The sequence below is a fragment of the Rhizomicrobium electricum genome (assembly GCF_011762045.1).
Taxonomy (GTDB): domain Bacteria; phylum Pseudomonadota; class Alphaproteobacteria; order Micropepsales; family Micropepsaceae; genus Rhizomicrobium; species Rhizomicrobium electricum.
Window position 1 is genome coordinate 60,980 of sequence record NZ_JAASQS010000005.1, and the last position, 18,540, is coordinate 79,519.

The 18,540-nt window shown below is 63.4% G+C and carries 19 protein-coding genes and 1 tRNA gene; 6 read left to right on the top strand and 14 right to left on the bottom strand.

Annotated features, from left to right (window positions below; all coding sequences use genetic code 11):
• Positions 1–22 precede the first annotated feature (22 nt).
• Both FHS84_RS10850 and FHS84_RS10855 read left to right on the top strand, forming a co-directional pair.
• Positions 23–949 (top strand): flagellar motor protein MotB, encoded by a 927-nt coding sequence (locus FHS84_RS10850; protein ID WP_166934043.1) that lies wholly within the window; start codon positions 23–25, stop codon positions 947–949.
• A gap of 82 nt (positions 950–1,031) precedes the next feature.
• Entirely contained in the window at positions 1,032–1,772 is a 741-nt protein-coding gene (locus tag FHS84_RS10855) for an arginyltransferase (protein WP_166934046.1), read from the top strand.
• Between the two features lie 112 nt (positions 1,773–1,884).
• Here FHS84_RS10855 and metG read toward each other — a convergent pair whose 3' ends face one another.
• The 6 genes from metG to glpK form a co-directional block, all read right to left on the bottom strand.
• Entirely contained in the window at positions 1,885–3,597 is a 1,713-nt protein-coding gene (gene metG / locus FHS84_RS10860) for a methionine--tRNA ligase (protein WP_166934048.1), read from the bottom strand.
• A gap of 31 nt (positions 3,598–3,628) precedes the next feature.
• Positions 3,629–3,704 (bottom strand) — tRNA-Thr (locus FHS84_RS10865).
• A gap of 47 nt (positions 3,705–3,751) precedes the next feature.
• Positions 3,752–4,051, bottom strand: coding sequence for a hypothetical protein (locus tag FHS84_RS10870; RefSeq protein WP_166934050.1), 300 nt, complete (start codon positions 4,049–4,051; stop codon positions 3,752–3,754).
• A 14-nt stretch (positions 4,052–4,065) separates the two neighbouring features.
• Complete coding sequence (locus FHS84_RS10875) at positions 4,066–4,848, bottom strand: hypothetical protein (RefSeq protein WP_166934052.1); 783 nt, start codon at positions 4,846–4,848, stop codon at positions 4,066–4,068.
• A complete protein-coding gene (locus FHS84_RS10880; RefSeq protein ID WP_166934054.1) occupies positions 4,845–6,284 on the bottom strand; it encodes a glycosyltransferase family 2 protein in 1,440 nt (479 codons plus the stop codon). Before FHS84_RS10880 ends, FHS84_RS10875 begins: the two co-directional genes overlap by 4 nt.
• 224 nt (positions 6,285–6,508) lie before the next feature.
• A complete protein-coding gene (gene glpK, locus FHS84_RS10885; protein WP_166934056.1) occupies positions 6,509–8,002 on the bottom strand; it encodes a glycerol kinase GlpK in 1,494 nt (497 codons plus the stop codon).
• Between the two features lie 109 nt (positions 8,003–8,111).
• On the opposite strand from glpK, the gene FHS84_RS10890 reads away from it, so the two are divergent.
• From FHS84_RS10890 to FHS84_RS10905, 4 genes are all read left to right on the top strand, one after another.
• The gene (locus tag FHS84_RS10890) at positions 8,112–9,209 is read left to right on the top strand and encodes a DUF2336 domain-containing protein (protein WP_166934058.1); all 1,098 of its coding nucleotides are present in this window, start codon (positions 8,112–8,114) and stop codon (positions 9,207–9,209) included.
• A gap of 91 nt (positions 9,210–9,300) precedes the next feature.
• A complete protein-coding gene (locus tag FHS84_RS10895) occupies positions 9,301–10,056 on the top strand; it encodes an NAD kinase (protein ID WP_166934060.1) in 756 nt (251 codons plus the stop codon).
• Between the two features lie 74 nt (positions 10,057–10,130).
• Positions 10,131–10,634, top strand: coding sequence for a response regulator (locus FHS84_RS10900; RefSeq protein ID WP_166934062.1), 504 nt, complete (start codon positions 10,131–10,133; stop codon positions 10,632–10,634).
• A 19-nt stretch (positions 10,635–10,653) separates the two neighbouring features.
• Entirely contained in the window at positions 10,654–11,160 is a 507-nt protein-coding gene (locus tag FHS84_RS10905; RefSeq protein WP_166934064.1) for an Hpt domain-containing protein, read from the top strand.
• A gap of 11 nt (positions 11,161–11,171) precedes the next feature.
• Here the strand turns inward: FHS84_RS10905 and FHS84_RS10910 are convergent, their stop codons facing one another.
• The 8 genes from FHS84_RS10910 to FHS84_RS10945 form a co-directional block, all read right to left on the bottom strand.
• A complete protein-coding gene (locus tag FHS84_RS10910; RefSeq protein ID WP_166934066.1) occupies positions 11,172–12,296 on the bottom strand; it encodes an MFS transporter in 1,125 nt (374 codons plus the stop codon).
• Positions 12,297–12,326: 30 nt separating this feature from the next.
• The gene (locus FHS84_RS10915; RefSeq protein WP_166934068.1) at positions 12,327–13,169 is read right to left on the bottom strand and encodes a transglycosylase SLT domain-containing protein; all 843 of its coding nucleotides are present in this window, start codon (positions 13,167–13,169) and stop codon (positions 12,327–12,329) included.
• A 33-nt stretch (positions 13,170–13,202) separates the two neighbouring features.
• On the bottom strand, positions 13,203–13,514 hold the full coding sequence (locus FHS84_RS10920; protein WP_166934071.1) for a hypothetical protein: 312 nt from the start codon (positions 13,512–13,514) through the stop codon (positions 13,203–13,205).
• Positions 13,515–14,412: 898 nt separating this feature from the next.
• Positions 14,413–14,811 (bottom strand): HIT domain-containing protein, encoded by a 399-nt coding sequence (locus FHS84_RS10925; RefSeq protein WP_166934073.1) that lies wholly within the window; start codon positions 14,809–14,811, stop codon positions 14,413–14,415.
• A gap of 6 nt (positions 14,812–14,817) precedes the next feature.
• Entirely contained in the window at positions 14,818–15,795 is a 978-nt protein-coding gene (locus tag FHS84_RS10930; RefSeq protein WP_166934075.1) for a sodium:calcium antiporter, read from the bottom strand.
• On the bottom strand, positions 15,777–16,922 hold the full coding sequence (thiO, locus tag FHS84_RS10935; RefSeq protein ID WP_166934077.1) for a glycine oxidase ThiO: 1,146 nt from the start codon (positions 16,920–16,922) through the stop codon (positions 15,777–15,779). The genes FHS84_RS10930 and thiO overlap by 19 nt, the downstream gene beginning before the upstream one ends.
• The gene (locus tag FHS84_RS10940; protein ID WP_166934079.1) at positions 16,922–17,401 is read right to left on the bottom strand and encodes a hypothetical protein; all 480 of its coding nucleotides are present in this window, start codon (positions 17,399–17,401) and stop codon (positions 16,922–16,924) included. The genes thiO and FHS84_RS10940 overlap by 1 nt, the downstream gene beginning before the upstream one ends.
• Positions 17,402–17,502: 101 nt before the next feature.
• Positions 17,503–18,444: a phosphoribosylaminoimidazolesuccinocarboxamide synthase gene (locus FHS84_RS10945; protein WP_166934081.1), complete on the bottom strand. Its 942-nt coding sequence runs from the start codon at positions 18,442–18,444 to the stop codon at positions 17,503–17,505.
• Between the last annotated feature and the right edge of the window lie 96 nt (positions 18,445–18,540).

The window sequence follows — 18,540 nt, forward strand, 5'->3', positions numbered from 1 at the left end:
AGCGCGGAACGAGGATACGGATTTGGCGGATCAGCCAATTGTCATCAAGCGCATCAAAAAGGCGGCGCATGGCCATCATGGCGGCGCCTGGAAGGTGGCGTATGCCGACTTCGTGACCGCGATGATGGCGTTCTTCCTCCTGATGTGGCTCATCAATACCACCACGCCCGAGCAGAAGCGCGGCATTGCCGACTATTTCGCTCCGCAGTCGATCTCGCAGACGGTATCGGGATCGGGCGGCGTGCTCGGCGGCAAAGTGATGGGCCAGGAGACCGCGCGTGCCGGCGGCGCCGTGTCGATGTTCCAGAAGAACTCGCCGCCATCCAAGAATACCAGCGAGAAGTCGGCTCAGAACGGCGCCAGTCAGGGCGGCGCCACGCCGACCCAAGGCAATGGTGCCGACTCCCAGGCGGTCAACAAGGACGGACAGAACACCGCCACTTCGATGCAGGACGGCGAGTTCGCGCATGCCGCCGAAGCGATCCACCAAGCCATCGCCGATAATCCCGACGTCGCGGCATTGTCGAAACAGGTCGTGGTCGACCAGACGCCCGATGGGATGCGCATCCAGCTCGTCGATCAGGACGGACGGCCGATGTTCCAGCAGGGCACCGCCAACCCGATGCCCTATACCCGCAAACTTCTTGCGACTATTGCCAAGGTGATCGATCGCCTGCCCAACCGCGTTTCGATTGCGGGCCATACCGAAGGCAAATCGTTCACCGGTCCGAACGGCATGACCAATTGGGAGCTGTCCGCGCAGCGTGCCAATGCTGGCCGCGCCATCTTGTCGGCGTCAGGATTGCCGTCCGACCGGATTTACGAGGTTGCCGGCAAGGCAGGCTCGGAGCCGTTGCTGCCCGAAGACCCCAATGCGTCCGCGAACCGGCGCCTGTCCATCGTGTTGATGCGCGAAGCGCCGCCAGCCCCGATGGGCCGCCAGTTCTAATCATGAATATTGTCACGCAAGGCTGGCGTTGACGGCGGTTTTGTTGCCATAGTTGCGTCCAGCGCTTGGTCGGGCTTATTCCGTGACAGATCAAAAAACCGCACGGGTACCGCAGTTTTTCCTGACACCAGGTGGGCCGTGTCCCTACCTGCCGGGCCGCACGGAACGCAAGGTGTTCGCGCGGCTCACCGGTTCGCTGGCACAGCCGCTCAACGAAGCCCTCACCCATTCCGGTTTCCGCCGCAGCCAGACCATCGCCTATCGTCCGGCTTGCGACACCTGCTCGGCCTGCGTGTCGGTACGCATCCTGGTCGATGCCTTCGACATGTCGCGCAATCAGCGCCGCGTCCTCAAGCGCAGCAGCGATCTGGTGCGCACCGTCGTTCCGCCCGAAGCCACGCGCGAGCAGTTTGCGCTGCTCAGGACCTATCTCGACTCCCGTCATGCCGGCGGCGGCATGTCGGACATGGGTCTGTTCGACTATGTGGCGATGGTGGAAGAGACACCGGTTTCGACCCACATCGTCGAATACCGTCAGCCCGATGGCGTCGGCCGCGGCCGTCTCGTCGCCTGCGCCCTCACCGACGAACTGCGCGACGGCTTATCGATGGTCTACAGCTTCTTCCATCCGGGGGAAGACGCCCGCAGCCTCGGCACCTACATGATCCTGGACCACATCCAGGCGGCGCGCGAACAGGGCATGCCGCACGTCTATCTCGGTTACTGGGTGCAGGGCTCCAAGAAGATGGCGTACAAAGCGCGCTTCCGGCCGATGGAAGCCCTCACCCGCGAAGGCTGGGAACTGCTCACCGACGAAGAGTGAGCTCTTCAGTTGTCGCGCTTTCGGACGGAAAACCGGGTTCCACTTTTCCTGAAAGCGCTCAAGTTGCCGCGCTTCCGGACGGAAAACCGGATTCCACTTTTCCTGAAAGCGCTCACTCTCCCCCGAACCGCGTCTTCCACTCCGCGAGCTGCTCGTCGGTGATCTTGGCGAACAACACGTCGGGCGGCGAGATCGCCTGACCGGGTTCGAGCTGATCGAGGAATTTCGCCATCGGCTTGTCCGGCCACGGAATGATCGCCGGCGCGGGCTGGATCGCCTCGTGAATCTTTTTCGCCGCGGTCGGGATTACCGGCCACGACAGATGTCCGAACAGGTGCACGAGGTTGAGCCCCATGCGCACGCCCACCGCCGCCTTGACGCGATCGGTCTTCACATGCGTCCACGGCGCCGCCTTGGTGAGATACTCGTTGCCCGCCACCCAGATGGCGCGCAATTCGGCCAGCGCCTTGCGATACTCGATGTCTTCGAGATAGGCGGCATACTGCGTCACGCGCTTGTCGAGTTCGGCGATCAGCGCCTTTTCCTCGTCGCCGTATTCGCCCTCGCCCGGCACTTTGCCGTCGAAGCGCGAGACCGTGAACTTGGTCACGCGATTGACGAAGTTGCCGAGCACGTCGGCGAGATCCTTGTTCACCACCGCCGCGAAATGTTCCCAGGTGAAGGAGCTGTCGGCGCTCTCCGGCGCATTGGCCATCAGCCACCAGCGCCAGTAATCGGCCGGCAGAAGGTCGAGCGCGGTATTCATGAACACGCCGCGCTTCTGCGAGGTGGAGAACTTGCCGCCGTAGTAGGTCAGCCAGTTGAAACCCTTGATGCGGTCCACCAGCTTCCAGTTCTCGCCCGAGCCCATGACGGTGATCGGGAAGCCGACGGTGTGGAACGGCACGTTGTCCTTGGCCATGAACTCGAGATAGGTCACGTCCTTGGCGTTCTCAGGCCGCCACCACTTCTGCCATTCGGAATCCGGCAGGCCTCTGGAGTCGGTCAGCTCCTTGGTGGCGCCGATGTATTCGATCGGCGCATCGAACCAGACATAGAACACCTTGCCCTTGAGCTTGCCGTCGCCGATGTCGTCCGGTACCGGCACGCCCCATTCGAGATCGCGGGTGATGCCGCGGTCGTTGAGGCCCTCGTCCAGCCATTTGCGCGCGATCGACAACACTAGGTTCGGCCAATCGCGGTCGTGGCTGTCGATCCACTTGCGCAACGGTTCGACGAAGCTCGACTGTTTGAGGAAGAGATGCGCGCTATCGCGGATTTCGATTTCCTTGGACCCCGACAAAGCCGAGCGCGGATCGATCAGATCGGTCGGGTCGAGCACGCGGGTGCAGTTCTCGCATTGGTCTCCACGGGCGCGGTCATAGCCGCAATGGGGACAGGTGCCGATCACGTAGCGATCCGGCAGGAAGCGTTTTTCGGCGTGGGAATAGACCTGCTTGGTCGTGCGCACTTCGAGGTGGCCGTTCTTCCACAGCACGCGGGCCAGATGCTGGGTCAGCTCCAGGTTCTGCTGCGACGACGACCGCCCAAAATAGTCCCACGAAAGCTCGAAGCCCTCGCCCAGCCGCTTCTGGATGTCGTGCTGCTCGGTGCAATAGGTCGCGACATCCTGGCCCGCCTCCAGCGCCGCCAGTTCGGCCGGGGTGCCGTGCTCGTCGGTGGCGCAGATGAACAGGGTCTCGTCCCCTCGCGCGCGGCGGTAGCGGGAATACACGTCGGCCGGGAGCATCGACCCGACCAGATTGCCCAAGTGCTTGACACCATTGATATAAGGGAGTGCGCTGGTAATCAGATAGCGGGTCATGCGGGGGGTGCCAATCTAGCCGTTAAAGGTCTGGTGCCGGCTACAGGACTCGAACCTGTGACCCCCTGATTACAAATCAGGTGCTCTACCAACTGAGCTAAGCCGGCCTGAGCCTCCGAATACGACGGCTTGGGACGGGACGCAACCGGGTGGATCAAATCCTGCCTGTTCGCCAAGACCTTACCCGGAGCGCCGTCCCGATGCGGGCCAGCCGGCCGGACCCGATCGGTACGACGGTGCAGACCCGCGTAATCATCTCGCCCGTCTTGTAGATGTGGCAGTTGATGCGGCGGACGGGCTCGTCCGAGGTCCCTCTGGTTTTGGCGATGATGGCTTCAGCAGCTGCGATCGCCGCTTTATCCGAACCATTGAGCCGGCGCCATTCGGTTTGCTCCGAGCGGAAGGCATTCTTGTGGCAGGGACGAGTTCCGACGATTTCAATAGAGACGAACACAGCGCCTAATCAATTCAGGTCTGATACCACAGCGTTGCGACCATACCGGTTTCCTTCACGATATTGCGTCCGAACAAAGACATGAAATAGCCGGTTTGAAACGACCAGCGCCGTGACACCTTCTGCACTAGCGAAACCTGCAACTTGGAAAGTTCATAGGCCTGATAGGGAGGCCGCACCGGCCCGGTCGTCATGAAAGTGAAGCTCTGCACCGTCAGAAGATAATCGCGCGTCATCCAGTAACCGGCCGTGCCCTCGAACGCGATTTCGTCGGGGCGCGGACGCGCAATCCATCGCTTCGCTATTTCGATGTCTAGAAACGCGTTGTGCTTGAGCACCTTGAAGCTGCGGCCGTAGAGCAGACGGGTTTCGAACTGCCGACCGGCCTCGCCACTTGCCGAGGTCGACATGTCAAACGCGCCAGCCGATTTGTAGGAGGTCTGCACCGACAGCATTCCGATCCGCGACAGCAACAGAATCCGCAGTCCGCCTTCGATCGAAGCCGAATGGACGTCGGCAATGCCGGTACCGTCCATGTCGGACTTCGCGAGCACGTATTCCGGCACGGCGAACAGCGTCACGGAGTCGAGCACGCCGTATTCCATCCAGCTCTGGAACAGGTATTTGCTGAAGACGATGTGTTTGGCGGAGCCGCCGCCGTTATCGTACAGGCGCGAGGCGGTGCTCGCCGTCACGCCGGCGAAAATAGCCATATGGTTCCGGTTCAGTGTCCAGGCTCCGCCTTCCGCCGTTTCCGCGCAGAGCAACAGGAGCACCGAAAGCATCCAGCGCGTCACTGCTCTGCTCCGTGCGGAGTTTTCTCCCAATGGAAGGGATTGCGCAGCAACTGCCAAAGCGCGCGGTAGGTCGCTGCCGAAATCAGCAGCCAATAGAGCGGATACGTCAGGACGATCACCGCTTCCGCTCGGCGCCGCTCCCCGGCAACGGCAGCAAGCCCAGCCAGGAGAATATTGGTGACGAACAGCGCGAAACCCGAAACGCGCGCGAGCCATGCCAGCGCGCCGCCACCGTCGGGTGCGAGCACGGCCGCCGCGACACAAACGATCCACATCACCGGATTGATGAGTGCCGACCATACGGCTCCGCCGAGGAACGATGCAATCAACAAGCTGCCGGCTGCTCCAATCTCGCCGGCGACCGTTTTTGGGTTGCGGCTATGCACCAGCATGGTCTGCATATAGCCCTTCATCCAGCGCGTACGCTGGCGCAGCCATGTTCCAAGCTTTTCCGGCGCCTCTTCGAACGTCGCGGAGTCGAGGATCGCCACACGATGGCCTAATCGTGCCAGCCGCACGCCGAGATCGGCATCCTCGGTGACGTTGAACGGGTCCCATGCGCCGGCTTCGACCAGCGACTTGACGCGGAAATGATTGGATGTGCCGCCCAAAGGAATGGGCGAATGAAGACGCGCCAATCCCGGCAGCAGCATCCGGAACCACACCGCGTAATCGATGGCAAACATGCGGGAGATCCAGGACGGCGCACGATCGATCGCAAGCCTCGCCTGCAAGCAGGAGACGTCTGGATTGGCGCGAAACGCCGCCACGGCTTTCCGCAGCTGGTCGGGCTCGGGCCGGTCCTCGGCATCGTAGACAACGACGAACTCGCCCCACACAGACTGAAGTGCGAAGTTGCAGGCCTTGGGCTTGGTGCGCGGTAATCCCGGCGGCACGACAACCGCATTGAGCCCGGCCGCAAACACCGCAGCAAAGGTTTCGCTGTCGTCCTCCTCCACTACAAGACGAACATCGAGTTTATCGGACGGGTAATCGAGAGCGGCGAGCGCGCGGGTCAATTCGCCGATCATTCCCGCTTCGCGATAGACCGGCACCAGAACGCTATAGACCGGAAGCGTCTGATCGTTTCTGACGACGACTGTCGGTTCGGGACGCCTGCCGAGCAATGCCAGCACACCGCGCAAAGCAAAGCTGCAGATGAAACCGAGCGACATCGCGGCAACGACAATGTCGGTCATCGCGATGGGGCGTATGACGAAGGCCGTCACCAATACTGCCAGAGATGTAAGCAGCACTGTCGCCTGCCAGCGGGTCACGACCCGGCGCGCCGAGAAGTGCGGACGTTCCTCCGCCAACCCGAGCGTCGCGCGGCGCAGCATCTCCGATTTGTCGGGCCGGCCGAGACGCGTCACCACGCTTAGCCGCGGCCGCTCCAGCACAGCCGCCCGGCGGTTGCGGGCACCTTGCGCGCTCAAGACCAGCCCCCTCGGTCCGAGACTGCGATCTCGTCATGCGAACGCTCGATAGGCCGCAAACGCAGCGGCGGGCGTCAATACGGCCCGTCGAACGCCACCTGTGGAGGTATTCCCGCCAGAACGCCTGGAATTAGGTCGGCGCACACAGAACTACGCCACCTACCGAAGGTTGCATTGGCAGTTTCGGGGGCAACTTATCTCTGGATAAATCCAGCCTGCGGCGGTCAGACTCCCCGGACGCGGGCGACGGCGGCACTCCAGCCCTGGTACAGGACATCTCGGCATGCTTCGGGCAACGTCGGTTCGAAACGGCGTTCGAGTTTCCAGCGGCCGGCGATGTCGGCCGTATCCTGGAATATGCCCGCCGCCAATCCCGCCAAATAGGCCGCGCCCATCGCCGTGGTTTCCGTGACCTGTGGCCGCTCGACCGGCAAACCTGTCAAATCGGCGAGCCGCTGGCAGAACCAGTCGTTGCGCACCATGCCGCCATCGACCTTCAGTGCCTTGGGCGCCCCCATCCGCACCGACGCCATGTCCTTCGCCATCGCTTCGAGCAGATCGCGGGTTTCGAAGCAAACGGCATCGAGCGCCGCCCGTGCGATCTCAGCCGCACCAGCATCGCGCGTCAGTCCGAGAATGGCCCCGCGTGCATCGGGATCCCAGTACGGCGCGCCCAATCCGGTGAAGGCCGGAACGAAATAGAGGCCGTCAGCATCGCCTGCCTTTTGCGCCAGCGCTTCGATCTCTCCAGCCTGCCCGATGATCCCCAGGCTGTCGCGCAACCACTGCACCACGGCACCGGCGACGAAGATGCTGCCTTCGATCGCGTATTGCGGCTTGCCGTGAAGACGCGAGGCGCAGGTCGCCAACAGGCGGTTCTGCGAAACCGGCGGCACAGGTCCGGTGTGCACCAGGGCAAAACAACCGGTGCCGTAGGTCGATTTGACGTCGCCGGGGTTGAAGCACGCCTGTCCGATCGCAGCGGCCTGCTGATCGCCGGCAACGCCGAGGATCGGAAGCGCTCTGCCGAACAGGTCAGGTGCGGTCCAACCGAATAGACCGGCGCTGTCGCACACTTCCGGCAGCATCGCACGAGGAATGTTGAACAGCATGAGAAGGTCCTGGTCCCACGCCAGCGACTTCAGGTTCAAAAGCATAGTCCGGGAGGCATTGGTGGCGTCGGTGGCGTGGACCTTGCCGCCGGTCAGCTTCCACAGCAGCCAACTGTCCACTGTCCCGAAGGCGAGATGGCCCTGCTCCGCCTCCGACCGCACGCCCGGCAGGGTCTCAAGCAGCCATTCCAGCTTGGTGGCGGAGAAGTAAGGATCGAGCAGCAGACCCGTCCGCGCGGTGATCTCACCGCCGATCCCGGCCGAATGCAGCGCCCGGCACCGCTCTGAGGTGCGGCGATCCTGCCAGACGATGGCGTTGTGAACGGCCTTGCCGGTCCGCCGGTCCCAGACGAGCGTCGTCTCGCGCTGGTTGGTGATGCCCAGCCCGGCAACGGTGGACACATCGACGCCGCGCAGAACTTCCCGGCAGCAGGCGAGCGTGGCGCTCCAGATTTCCTCCGGATCGTGCTCCACCCAGCCGTTGGCGGGATAAATCTGACCAAGATCGATGGCGTGAAAGGCCTGCGGCATACCCGCCGCATCGAAGATCACCGCCCGTGTCGAGGTGGTCCCCTGGTCGATGATCAATAAAATCCGTGGGTCCATCTTAACAGATCGTCGTGGTTTCCAAGTTGGTTAGATTAATACGCTGTTAACGACAGTTTGCTACTGCTGACAGCATGCTATTGCGGCGAATTGGGGCGAGGCGACAGACGTGGGACTGACAGCCAGAGATATGAGCGACATGGGCCGTTTGGCTCAGCTTGCCGCAAACCCACAAGACACTACCAGGGAAGAAATCTATCTGGCGGTGGCATCGCTTTACCGCGTCCAGGGCAACCACCTGAATAACCGCGAAAAAGACCTGATGCGGGAGATCCTGCAGCGGTTGACGCGCGACGTCGAGATGGCGATCCGGATCGCCCTGGCCGAACGGCTGGCCGAAGATACCTCGGCCCCGACCGATCTCATTCTCCTCCTGGCCGACGACCGCATCGAGGTCGCCCGCCCCGTTATCCTGCGCAGCCCGCTTTTGACCGACGAAGACATGCTGCGGCTAATCGCCGAAAGCGATGTCGGTCATCAGGAGGCCGTCGCCGCCCGTCCCCATATCGGCGAGACCGTCTCGGCCGCGCTGGCCGAGAGCGAGAACGAAACCGTCCTCGTCACGCTGGTGCGCAATGCCACGGCACGGATTTCCGGCGCCACCTACGAAGTCCTGGTCGACAAGTCGCGCAAGTTCGTCGCCTTGCAGGAGCCGATCGTGCACCGGCAGGACCTGCCACCGGTTTTGGCGACCAAGATGTGCGGCTGGGTGTCGGATGTCCTGAAGACTTACATCGTGCGCAATTACCCCATCGAACACGCTAAACTCGATGCCGCGATGGCCTCCGCCGAACACAGCCTCAACAGCGGACCGTCTGCACCGCGCCCGACGCCGACCGAGAGCGCCCAAAAGCTGGTCGAGAAGCTCTATACCGCCGGGCAGCTCAGGGCGGGTTTCCTGCTCCGCGTACTGCATCAAGGTCAGATCGACATCTTCGACCTCGCCTTCGCCAAACTGCTCGACCTGCCGCTGCACGAAACCCGGCGGACCCTCTACGAGCGGGGCCCCAAGCCGGTCGCGCTGGCCTGCCGCGCCGTCGGAATCGACCGCTGCGTCTTCGCCACGGTGTTCAAGCTGTCCCGTCAGGCGCGCCTGATGAAGCCGGTCCTAACGGCAGCCGATATGCAGATCGTCGACGGCGCTTTCTCCACCTACACCAAGACAGCCGCCTACGAGGAACTCCAGGCGATGGCGAAAAAAGGCTGAAAGCCCCCCGCCTCACCTGCTAGTGTCCCGCCATGATCGAGCATCGCACTGCTCACGCCGTCCGGCGTCGATGACAGGGGGCTTTATACCCATGCGCCTGCATTTCGTGGCCACCGCGGTTCCGGAGGCCCAATCCGCCCTCACCAATCTACGCCAGCAATACGACGACGCCGGGCCGGAAAAGGCCGAAGTCATCGTGGCACTCGGCGGCGACGGCTTCATGCTGCAGACGCTGCATACCTATCTCGGCCAGGACAAACCGATCTACGGCATGAACCTCGGCAGCGTCGGCTTCCTGATGAACGAGTACAACGAGGCCGATCTGCCCGAACGCCTGGCCAAGGCCGAACGGGCGGTCATCAACCCCTTGCGAATGCGCGCCATGACGGCCGACGCCTGCATCGACGGCCTCGCTTTCAACGAGGTGTCCCTGCTACGGCAAACCCGACAGGCTACCAAACTGCGGATCCTGGTCGACGGCAAGGTGCGCATCTCCGAGCTGATCTGCGATGGCGCCCTGGTCTCCACGCCGGTGGGGTCGACTGCCTACAACCTGTCGGCACATGGGCCGATCCTGCCGATCGACTCCGCCCTGCTCGCCCTGACCCCGATCAGCGCCTTCCGGCCCCGGCGCTGGCGCGGCGCCCTCTTGCCTCATCGCGCCAAAGTCCGCTTCGAGGCCCTGGAAGTGGAGAAGCGTCCCGTCAGCGCGGTGGCCGACGGTCTCGAGGTCCGGAACATCATGTCGGTCGACGTCGCCGAGGATCATTCGGTGTCGATGGTCATGCTCTACGAGGCCGGCCGCAACCTTGACGAGCGTATACTTACCGAGCAATTCCTCGACTAGAAACCGCGGATTTCATCGAAACTTAAGCCCGAATACGTAGGCTCGCCTTCGGCCCGAGAAGCGGGCGGGGGTACATGGACGGCCTACGGTTCGATAAACTACGAATTCTCGTAGTCGACGATAACCAGCACATGCGCAAGCTGGTCGTTGCCGTGCTGCAAGCCGTCGGCGTGCGCGATCTTTTCGAAGCGGCGGACGGCGAACACGCCTGGCGGGCGCTGCGCGACACCAATCCCGACATTATCGTCCTCGACTGGCAGATGGACGGCATGACCGGCCTCGAATTCGCCCGCCTGGTCCGCAACTCGCCGCGCTCGCCCAACGTCTACGTGCCGATCATCATGCTGACCGGACACACCCATGTCGAACATGTCCGTCAGGCCCGCGATGCCGGGGTCAACGAATTCCTCGCCAAACCCGTAACGGTCAAGGCGATCCTGTCGCGGCTGGTCAACGTCGTCGAACATCCGCGGCCCTTCATCCGTACGAAGACATATTTCGGGCCATGCCGCAGGCGCCGCGCCCTGACGGCCTATGCCGGACCCGAGCGGCGCAAAGAACCAACATTCGTCGATTGAGGCGCACACCAGGATCATCATGGCCATTACCGAGAAAGCCCAGATCTTCATGCCGCCGATTTCGCTCAAGGCGAAAGCGGGTTCGGCCAGCGGCACGTTGACGGTCGATCCCGAAGTGCTGAAGAGCGGCGAAAAAGCGATGGAAGGCCTGCGCCGGGAATTCTCCGACTGGCTCGCCGAGGACATCGCGACACTGGCCAAAACATTTGCCGTTTTCGCCAAGGCGCCCACAGCGGAAAACGCCGGCGCGCTGTTCCGGGCCGCGCACGACCTCAAGGGTCAAGCCACCACCTTCGAATATCCGCTGATCGCGCGCGTCGCCGCTTCGCTCGCGAAACTGATGGACGGCATGCAGTCGTGGGAAGCCGCGCCCTTGCCGCTGGTGGCCGCCCATGTCGACGCCATCCACGTGATCCATCGCGACCGCATCAAGGATATCTCGAACCGCATCGCGCTGACGCTCGCTGAAGAGCTGGAAGGCCGCGTGCTCAAGACCATCGCGCAAGCGTCGTTCAAGCAGCCCTGAACGCCAACGGCTCAGCGGGTGCGCAAGAACGCTACCACCGCGATCCCGGCCGCCATGCTCGCCGCCAGCAAGCCGTAGAAGCCGGACAGGCCCACCGCGGTCATGATCCAGCCGCACAGGAGCGGCCCGAAGATCGAGCCCAGACCGAACAGCAACACCAGACCGGACGCTGCCGCCACCCTCGTCTCTTGCGCCACGCCGTCGTTCACGGTCGCGGCCGCGATCGCATAGACGGGAAAAACGAAGCCGCCCACCAGTGCGACGGCGACAAGAGACAGCAGCGATCCCTGCGCGACAAGCCCGAGCGTGCACGCCGCCAAGCCGCAGCCGAAGATGGTCAGCAGCACCGGACGGCGCCCGATGCTGTCGGAGAACCAGCCGGCCGGAACCTGCACCACACCGCCCGCCGCCACGGCGAGGCCCATGAACAATCCGACCCCGCCGACATCCAATCCGATCTGACGCGCATAGACCGGTCCGAACATGAACAGGATCGACCAGGACAGGCCCGACAGCATGGTCGCGGAGGCGCCCGCGGGAGAAATGCGGAACAGCGACACGATCCCGAGCGGCTTCGGGGGCACTCCCGACGGCGCCGCCTTGCGCAGGATCAACACCGGCGCGCCGGCCATCACGAACAGCAGCGCCGACAGCACGTAAGGCGAATAGCTGCCGAACCGGCCCATGCCGAACAGCACCTGCGCCAGCGTCATCCCGACGAACTGCGAGAACATGTAAAGCGAGAAGGTGCGGCCGCGCACCTCGTTGGGGACGGCGTCGTTGATCCAGCTTTCGATCGCGACATAGGCCAGCGACATGGCGAAGCCCGATATCACGCGGAAAGCCGACCATGCCGCGGCATCGACGAACAGCGGCATCACCAGGATCACGGCGCCAGCCGCCACCATGGTCACCACGACTGCCGTGACATGACCGATACGGCCGATCACGGCGCGCCCGACCAGCGGCGCCAGCGAGAAGCCGGCGTAATAGCTCGCCAGCATCAACCCGATCATGCCGGTCGAAAACACCGACGCGGCCTTGAGGCCGATCAAGTCGGTCTGCAGGCCATTCGCAGCCTGAATAAAAAAGGCAACCAGAATGACCGCCCATACGGCGGCAACGGCGCTGCGCAAAGGTTCTACCCCTGATGGAGGAGCGAGGCCTTACTTCTTGCCGGGCTTTTGCGCAACCGTCTGCAGCACATCGAGGATCGCCGGTGTCATGGCGAAGGGCGGCGCGTTGGTGCTCGAACTCTCCTCGGTCGAGAAGAAGTTCTTGTGCTGGGGCCGCCACAGCGCGGCCATCATCGCCGCCGTGGTGGAGGTATCGAGGGCGCCCATGCTGACGGACGGCACCTCGGTCTTGCCGTTGGTCGCGACGGTCGGCGTGACGCCTTTCAACAAGTTGCCGGTCGTCCAGTTATAGACTTCGCGGACCGTCTTGGGCCTGCCGTCGGCGTGATAGAAGATGGTCGGATTGGCATCCGCTGCCTTGGGGAACAGATCGCAGGCCGCGCTGGCCGGTGCGCCCTGGTTGGAGCGGATGAGTTTGCAGGCCGAGCCGGGGCCGAGGAGATGGGCGGCATAGAGCTCGCCCTGCGAAACCTTGCGCCCGAGCTTGTCCTCCATCTGGGACTGCGTCAGCTTGGTGTACTCGCCGGCCATAAGCGCGCTGATCTGGGGATCGTTGCGCAAACGCAGAATGGCGCTGCGGTCTTCGGCGTTACCGACGCGATACCGCCCGTCGTCGGTCTTGGAAATGGCATTGGCGTAGGACCCCAGCCCATACTTGGCGCCGTAGTCCTTGACCATCGACAACCAGGTCTGCTCGACGAACTGGAACAGCCCCGCCGCGGACGACTGGCCGGACTTGGCCGTCGCCTTGAGACCGGATTCGCGGATCGCAGTGCCGAGGAGATAGTTGAAGTCAACGCCAGTAGCCGCGCTCGCCTTTTGCAAAGCGGCGACGACGGTGTTGGCGGCAACCTTTGCGGCTTCTGCCAGCATTTCGGGTTCTCCCGACAGAGGTCTCGACCAACACTAGCGTCGAAACTCGTTAAAAAGAGTTAAACGTCTGCACGTTGTGCGCGCATCCGCTTGTTTTTGCCCCATATAACAAAGAGGCAGCCTCGCGGCGGCCCTCTTTTTCGGTCGCGCTTCGTGGTCCGAAAACGGAATGCCGGCGAAGCGCTCCATATACCAAAGGCGGAATCGCAAAATTCCGCCTTCAGCCTCAAGCCCGCCGCCGCCTCCGGAGGCCGTTGTCAGGCGGCGATCGACAGGCGCATTGGTCTCATTCTGCGGAGTGCTCACCGAGAGCCGTTCGCCTTGTGACGCGGCCGCTGCCGCCATAGCGGTCTTACGCGGGCTTACGTGTCCTCGCGAGACTAAGGATGTTGCAGCGCGTGCGGGCGCGATACTCCTGTATTTGCGCAGATATTTGTAGGCCGAAGCCGAAGACCGTCCTCCATTGTCAAACACCGCGTTTAGATGTGGGTATGCGGTGCCAACAATTCAAGACGTGAGGAAAACTATTTTTCTGCACCTAGTTGCGCGACGCAGCCGCAATAATTTCCGCAAGATGGACGAATGAAACGCGTCACAATGATGAATTGGTGAACGACGCGCGCGCAGCCCCCCTTCTGTCATCCCCGGCGGAGCAAGCGCAGCGCAGCGACGGGAAGGGGACCCAGGTCGTGACAATGGCACGTTGCTGGTGATGATCTTCGCTCGTTCTTCTTCGTCGAATGTGCTTGAGCTCCTGGGTCCCCTTCCCCTCGCATCCTTCGCTACGCTCGGATTACTCGGCCGGGGATGACAGAAGGGGTGCGCTCGTGGAGGGAAGAAAACGTACGCGAAGAGACTGCACCGTTCTTTTCCGCCCCACGCGGGCGCGACGAATTTTGCGTTGGCACTCGGACCGCGGGGGGAAGTGCTGAGCGTAGCGAAGCGAAGGGGGGATTATCTCGCGCAAGGGCGCCCCCCCCCTTCGTCTGCTTCGCAGACACTTCCCCCCACGGTCCTAGTGCCGGTGTGAAAAACCTTGCGCCCGTGGAGGGCAGAAAAGATGGGATTGCGCCAATGGTTGTCATCCCGGACGCGCCACGGAGATTTTTCCGCTTGGCATTCTGGCGCGATCCGGGAACCACTTCGACATCTGGATTGTGTCCGAGTAGGTCCCGGATCGCGCCCCTTTTTGGTGGATCAAAAGCGAGGCGGGCGCGTCCGGGATGACAGGTGGAGCAAGCCGTCAAAACATCGTCGCGACGCGCTGCACAAATTCTTCAAGCGCGCCCGGCTCATAGGGCACCTGATCGCCGGCGACGGGGCCGGGCCAGCAGGCGTCGCCGGGATTGCGGGCGATGATGTGGATGTGAAACTGCGGCACCATATTGCCGAGCGCCATGACGTTGATCTTGTGGCAGCGGGTCAGTGCTTTCAGCTCGCCGCTCGCGATGGCGATTTCCTCGGTCAGCATCACGCGGTCGGCGGGATCGACGTCGAATATCTCGACCAATCCGGGACGGCGCGGCACCAGGATCAGGCGCGGGAAGCGCGCATCGTTCAAAACCAGGACACGCGACAACGGCAAATCGAACGCATGGACGCCCGCAGCGGCCAGACGCTCATCGAGAACGAATTCGGACATGGCTCACTAGAATTCCCATGGCAGCGGCAGTCCTTGCCGCCAAAGCACGAATGCAAGATAGCACCCGTACGCCAGGATCAGCAAAATGCCACGTGGCCGCGACAGCCGCCAGCGCATCGCCAAAAGCGGCATCAGAACCAGCGCGATCGCCGCCAGGATATAAACGTCGCGGGACGCCAAGGCGGCCGGGAACGCCATCGGCCAGAACAACGCAATCAGGCCAAGCACCAGTGTAAAGCTGAAGACGCCGGCACCGGCGAGTTGGCCGACGGCAACAGATGTGTGACCACGCACGGCCGACCACAGCGTGAGCAGCAACTTGGGCGACGACAAACCGGCAGAAATGACGATCAGCCCGATGGTGGTTTCGCTCCAGCCGAGTTCGGCCGCGAAATTGATTGCGCCGACGACACCAAGATGCGCGCCCAGCGCAATCATAATGAAACCGAGGACCAGCACGACGAACGACCCGGTGGTGGACGGCATCGGACCTTCGGAACGGAACAGCGCTCGCGCCAGCGGCACCGAATGCTCCGGCGCGCGGCGCCAGTCGGTGGCGAACACGAGCACGACGTAACCGGCAAAGGCGGCCAGCATGAGGGCGCCCGCCACGCGGCTCACGCCGCCGGCCAAGGCACAGCCGATCAACCCGAGCGCCGCCAGCAGCAGCGCGCCGCCGTCGCGAAACACCACCTTGGGCGGCGACGCCATCGGATGGATCAAGGCTCCCAGCCCCATCACGAACAGCAAGTTGAGAATGTTCGACCCGATCAGGCCGCCGAGCGCCATTTCGGGACGCCCCATGGTCACCGCGCGGAAGGTCACGAAAAGCTCGGGCGCCACGGTCAGCACCGCAACCACCAGAATACCGGTGACCAGCGGCGGCACATCGAACCAGCGCGCCAGGCCGACGCCGCCCCGGACTGCCAGCTCGCTGCCGATCAGAACCAGCAAAAACGCCGCAATCAGGACCCCATGCGCCATGTGTCAGCCTCGGAAGGAACATCCCGGTGCGGTGTCTCCGCGATCGGCATGCTCGGCCCCAACCGCCGCGGGTCGAACGCCGGGTCCACCGGCGTGCGCTCCAAAATGAGACGCGACAGTATTTCAGCTACGGCCGGTGCAAACAGGATGCCGTTTCGAAACTGGCCGCTCGCCACGTAAAGCCCCTCCACCGCCGCCGGTCCCAGCAGCGGCAGGCGGTCGGACGAGGCGGGACGCAAACCCGCCCAATGCTCGGCCAACCGCCAATCCTTGAGCGACGGCATCAGGCCGGTAGACTGGCGGTACAGCCAGCGCATCGCGGACTGGGTGAGACTGGTGTCGAAGCCGGCCTCCTCCATGGTGGCGCCGACGATAAGCCGGCGACCGCGCGGCACGAGGTAGATGCCGTTGCCCCAGACGATGTGGCGCGGCAGCGAAACGCCGGGCGGCGGCTCCAGCACGGCAATCTCGCCTTTCACCGGCACGATGCGCGGTACGGCATCCGGCGGCAGACCTTCGATGCGCGACGACCACGCGCCCATCGCCAGCACGAACGCATCGGCGTGATGCACGGTGAACGGCGTCGCGATACCGGTGACGCGGGTACCGTCCCATTCGAACCGCACCGCGGTTTCGTTCGAGATCACCTCGCCGCCCGCCCGCACCAGCGCCACGGCCAAGGCGCGGCACAGCGCCGGACTGTCGACCGCCGCCTCATCGGGCGCCAACACGGCTCCCGCGATATCGGGCCCCAGCAGCGGTTCGAGCACGCGCGCCTCGTCGGCGTCGAGTTTCTCGCTGACGCCGGGCACGGCATGATCCGCAGTATCGGCCTTGGTGCGCACCAGCAGCGCGCCCTCGCTGCGGTAGCCGATGTCGATCTTGGATTCTTTCTGCAGCGCATCGCGGAACGCGGGCCACAACGCCTTGGCGCTGCGCGCAAGAGCGGCTTCCGGCGTGTCGGCGGCACCAAGCTCGGCCGCGGCCGCGATCATTCCGGCGGACGCGGTGGTGGCTCCGTTGCCGATGTGCGCCCGCTCCAGCACCGTCACCGAAACGCCGGCGCGCGCGAGTTTCCATCCGATCCCGAGCCCGGCAACGCCGGCCCCGACCACCACCACTTTCATCAGATCCTCCTGGACGCCTCGACGCCCGCCGCGACAAAACACAACACGCCGCCCGCATAGGCGATCAAACCGAACCAGGCCGGGAACGCACTCGCGAGAACGAACAGGATCAGCAATTCCGCCGCGCCGACCAACGAACGGCCGAACTTCACGGCAACCGCGCCGTTGGCGGCGAGTCCGAACATCAGGAACACCGCCGGCAAGGCCCGCACCGGTGCATCGAGCACGAACGCGAACGGCAACGCCGCGTACGCCACCGTACGATAGATGTCCGCGAGATCGCTTTTGTTCGCGCGCGCGGCGACGGCAGCGATCAGCCGCCCGGCGGCGAACACCGCCAGCCCGATCCAGACGAAATGGCGGGCGATCAGCGGAACCGCAGCGAGACCAACGCAGAACGAGACCAGTTCCAGAATTCGCGTATGGTCAGCAATACGAGCGGCGCAGCGATCCAGCACCGGCGACCCGAGTTTTTCCAAAAGCGCGTCCAGCATCGCCCGATACGGTCGGGGATTCGTCCGGAACCGTCAACCGACCGCGATTGTATTGGGTGCGTCGCATCGGCACAGACGCGCCGCACTCACCCGATCGTGTACGCCTTCAAATTCGAGGCGATGCGCTCTGCGATGGGCGCGTCGGCATCGACATCGAATTTCTGGCCGGTGAGCTGCTCGTAGATTTCGATATATCGGCGCGATAGCTCCGTCACCATGTCGGCGGGCGCTTCGGGCAGCACCTTGTCCTTGTAGGGATCGCAATGGTCGCGGAACCAGATGCGCAGGAATTCCTTGTCGAAATATTCCGGCTCCTCGCCGTGCGCGAGACGCTCCTCGTAGGAACCGAGCTTCCAGTAGCGCGACGAATCCGGCGTGTGGATTTCGTCGATCAGCATCAGCGTGCCGTTCTCGTCCAAGCCGAATTCGTATTTGGTGTCGACCAAAATGAGGCCGTGCCGCTCCGCCACGTTCTGGCCGCGGCGGAACAGCGCCAGCGCCGTCTCCCGCACCTTGTCGAGGATCTCGCGGCTGACGAAACCTTCCTTTACGAGATCGTCCTGGGACAGCGAACGGTCGTGGGTGTCTTCCTTGGTGGTCGGATCGAAGATCGGCTGCGGCAGGCGCGCGTTCTTCGGCAGATGGCCGGGCAGCAAGAGGCCGCCGAACTGGCGCTCGCCGGCGCTGTAGCGGGTCCAGATCGAGGTCGACGTCGTGCCGGTGAGATAGCCGCGCACCACCGCCTCCACCGCCAGCGGCTTGACGCGCTTGGCCACGGTGACGTTCGGATCGGGCGTCGCGATCACGTGATTGGGAACGATGTCCGCGGTCTGGCGGAACCAGTAGGCGCTCGACAGGTTCAGCACCGCGCCCTTGTTCGGGATATGGGCGATGATGCGGTCGAACGAGGAATGCCGGTCGGTCGCCACCAGGATCAGCTTGTCGGGCTGGAAATAGATGTCCCGCACCTTGCCGGTCTTGAGGGTGCCGAGATTGTCGAAATGGGTCTCACGGAGAATGTTGGGCATGGGCGGGCCGTCCTGGAATCGCGTCGGGATAGCCTAGCGCCTGGGCATAGTCAAAAAAACGCCTCGCCCAGCCGCATTTTGTTACTGTAATGTGTC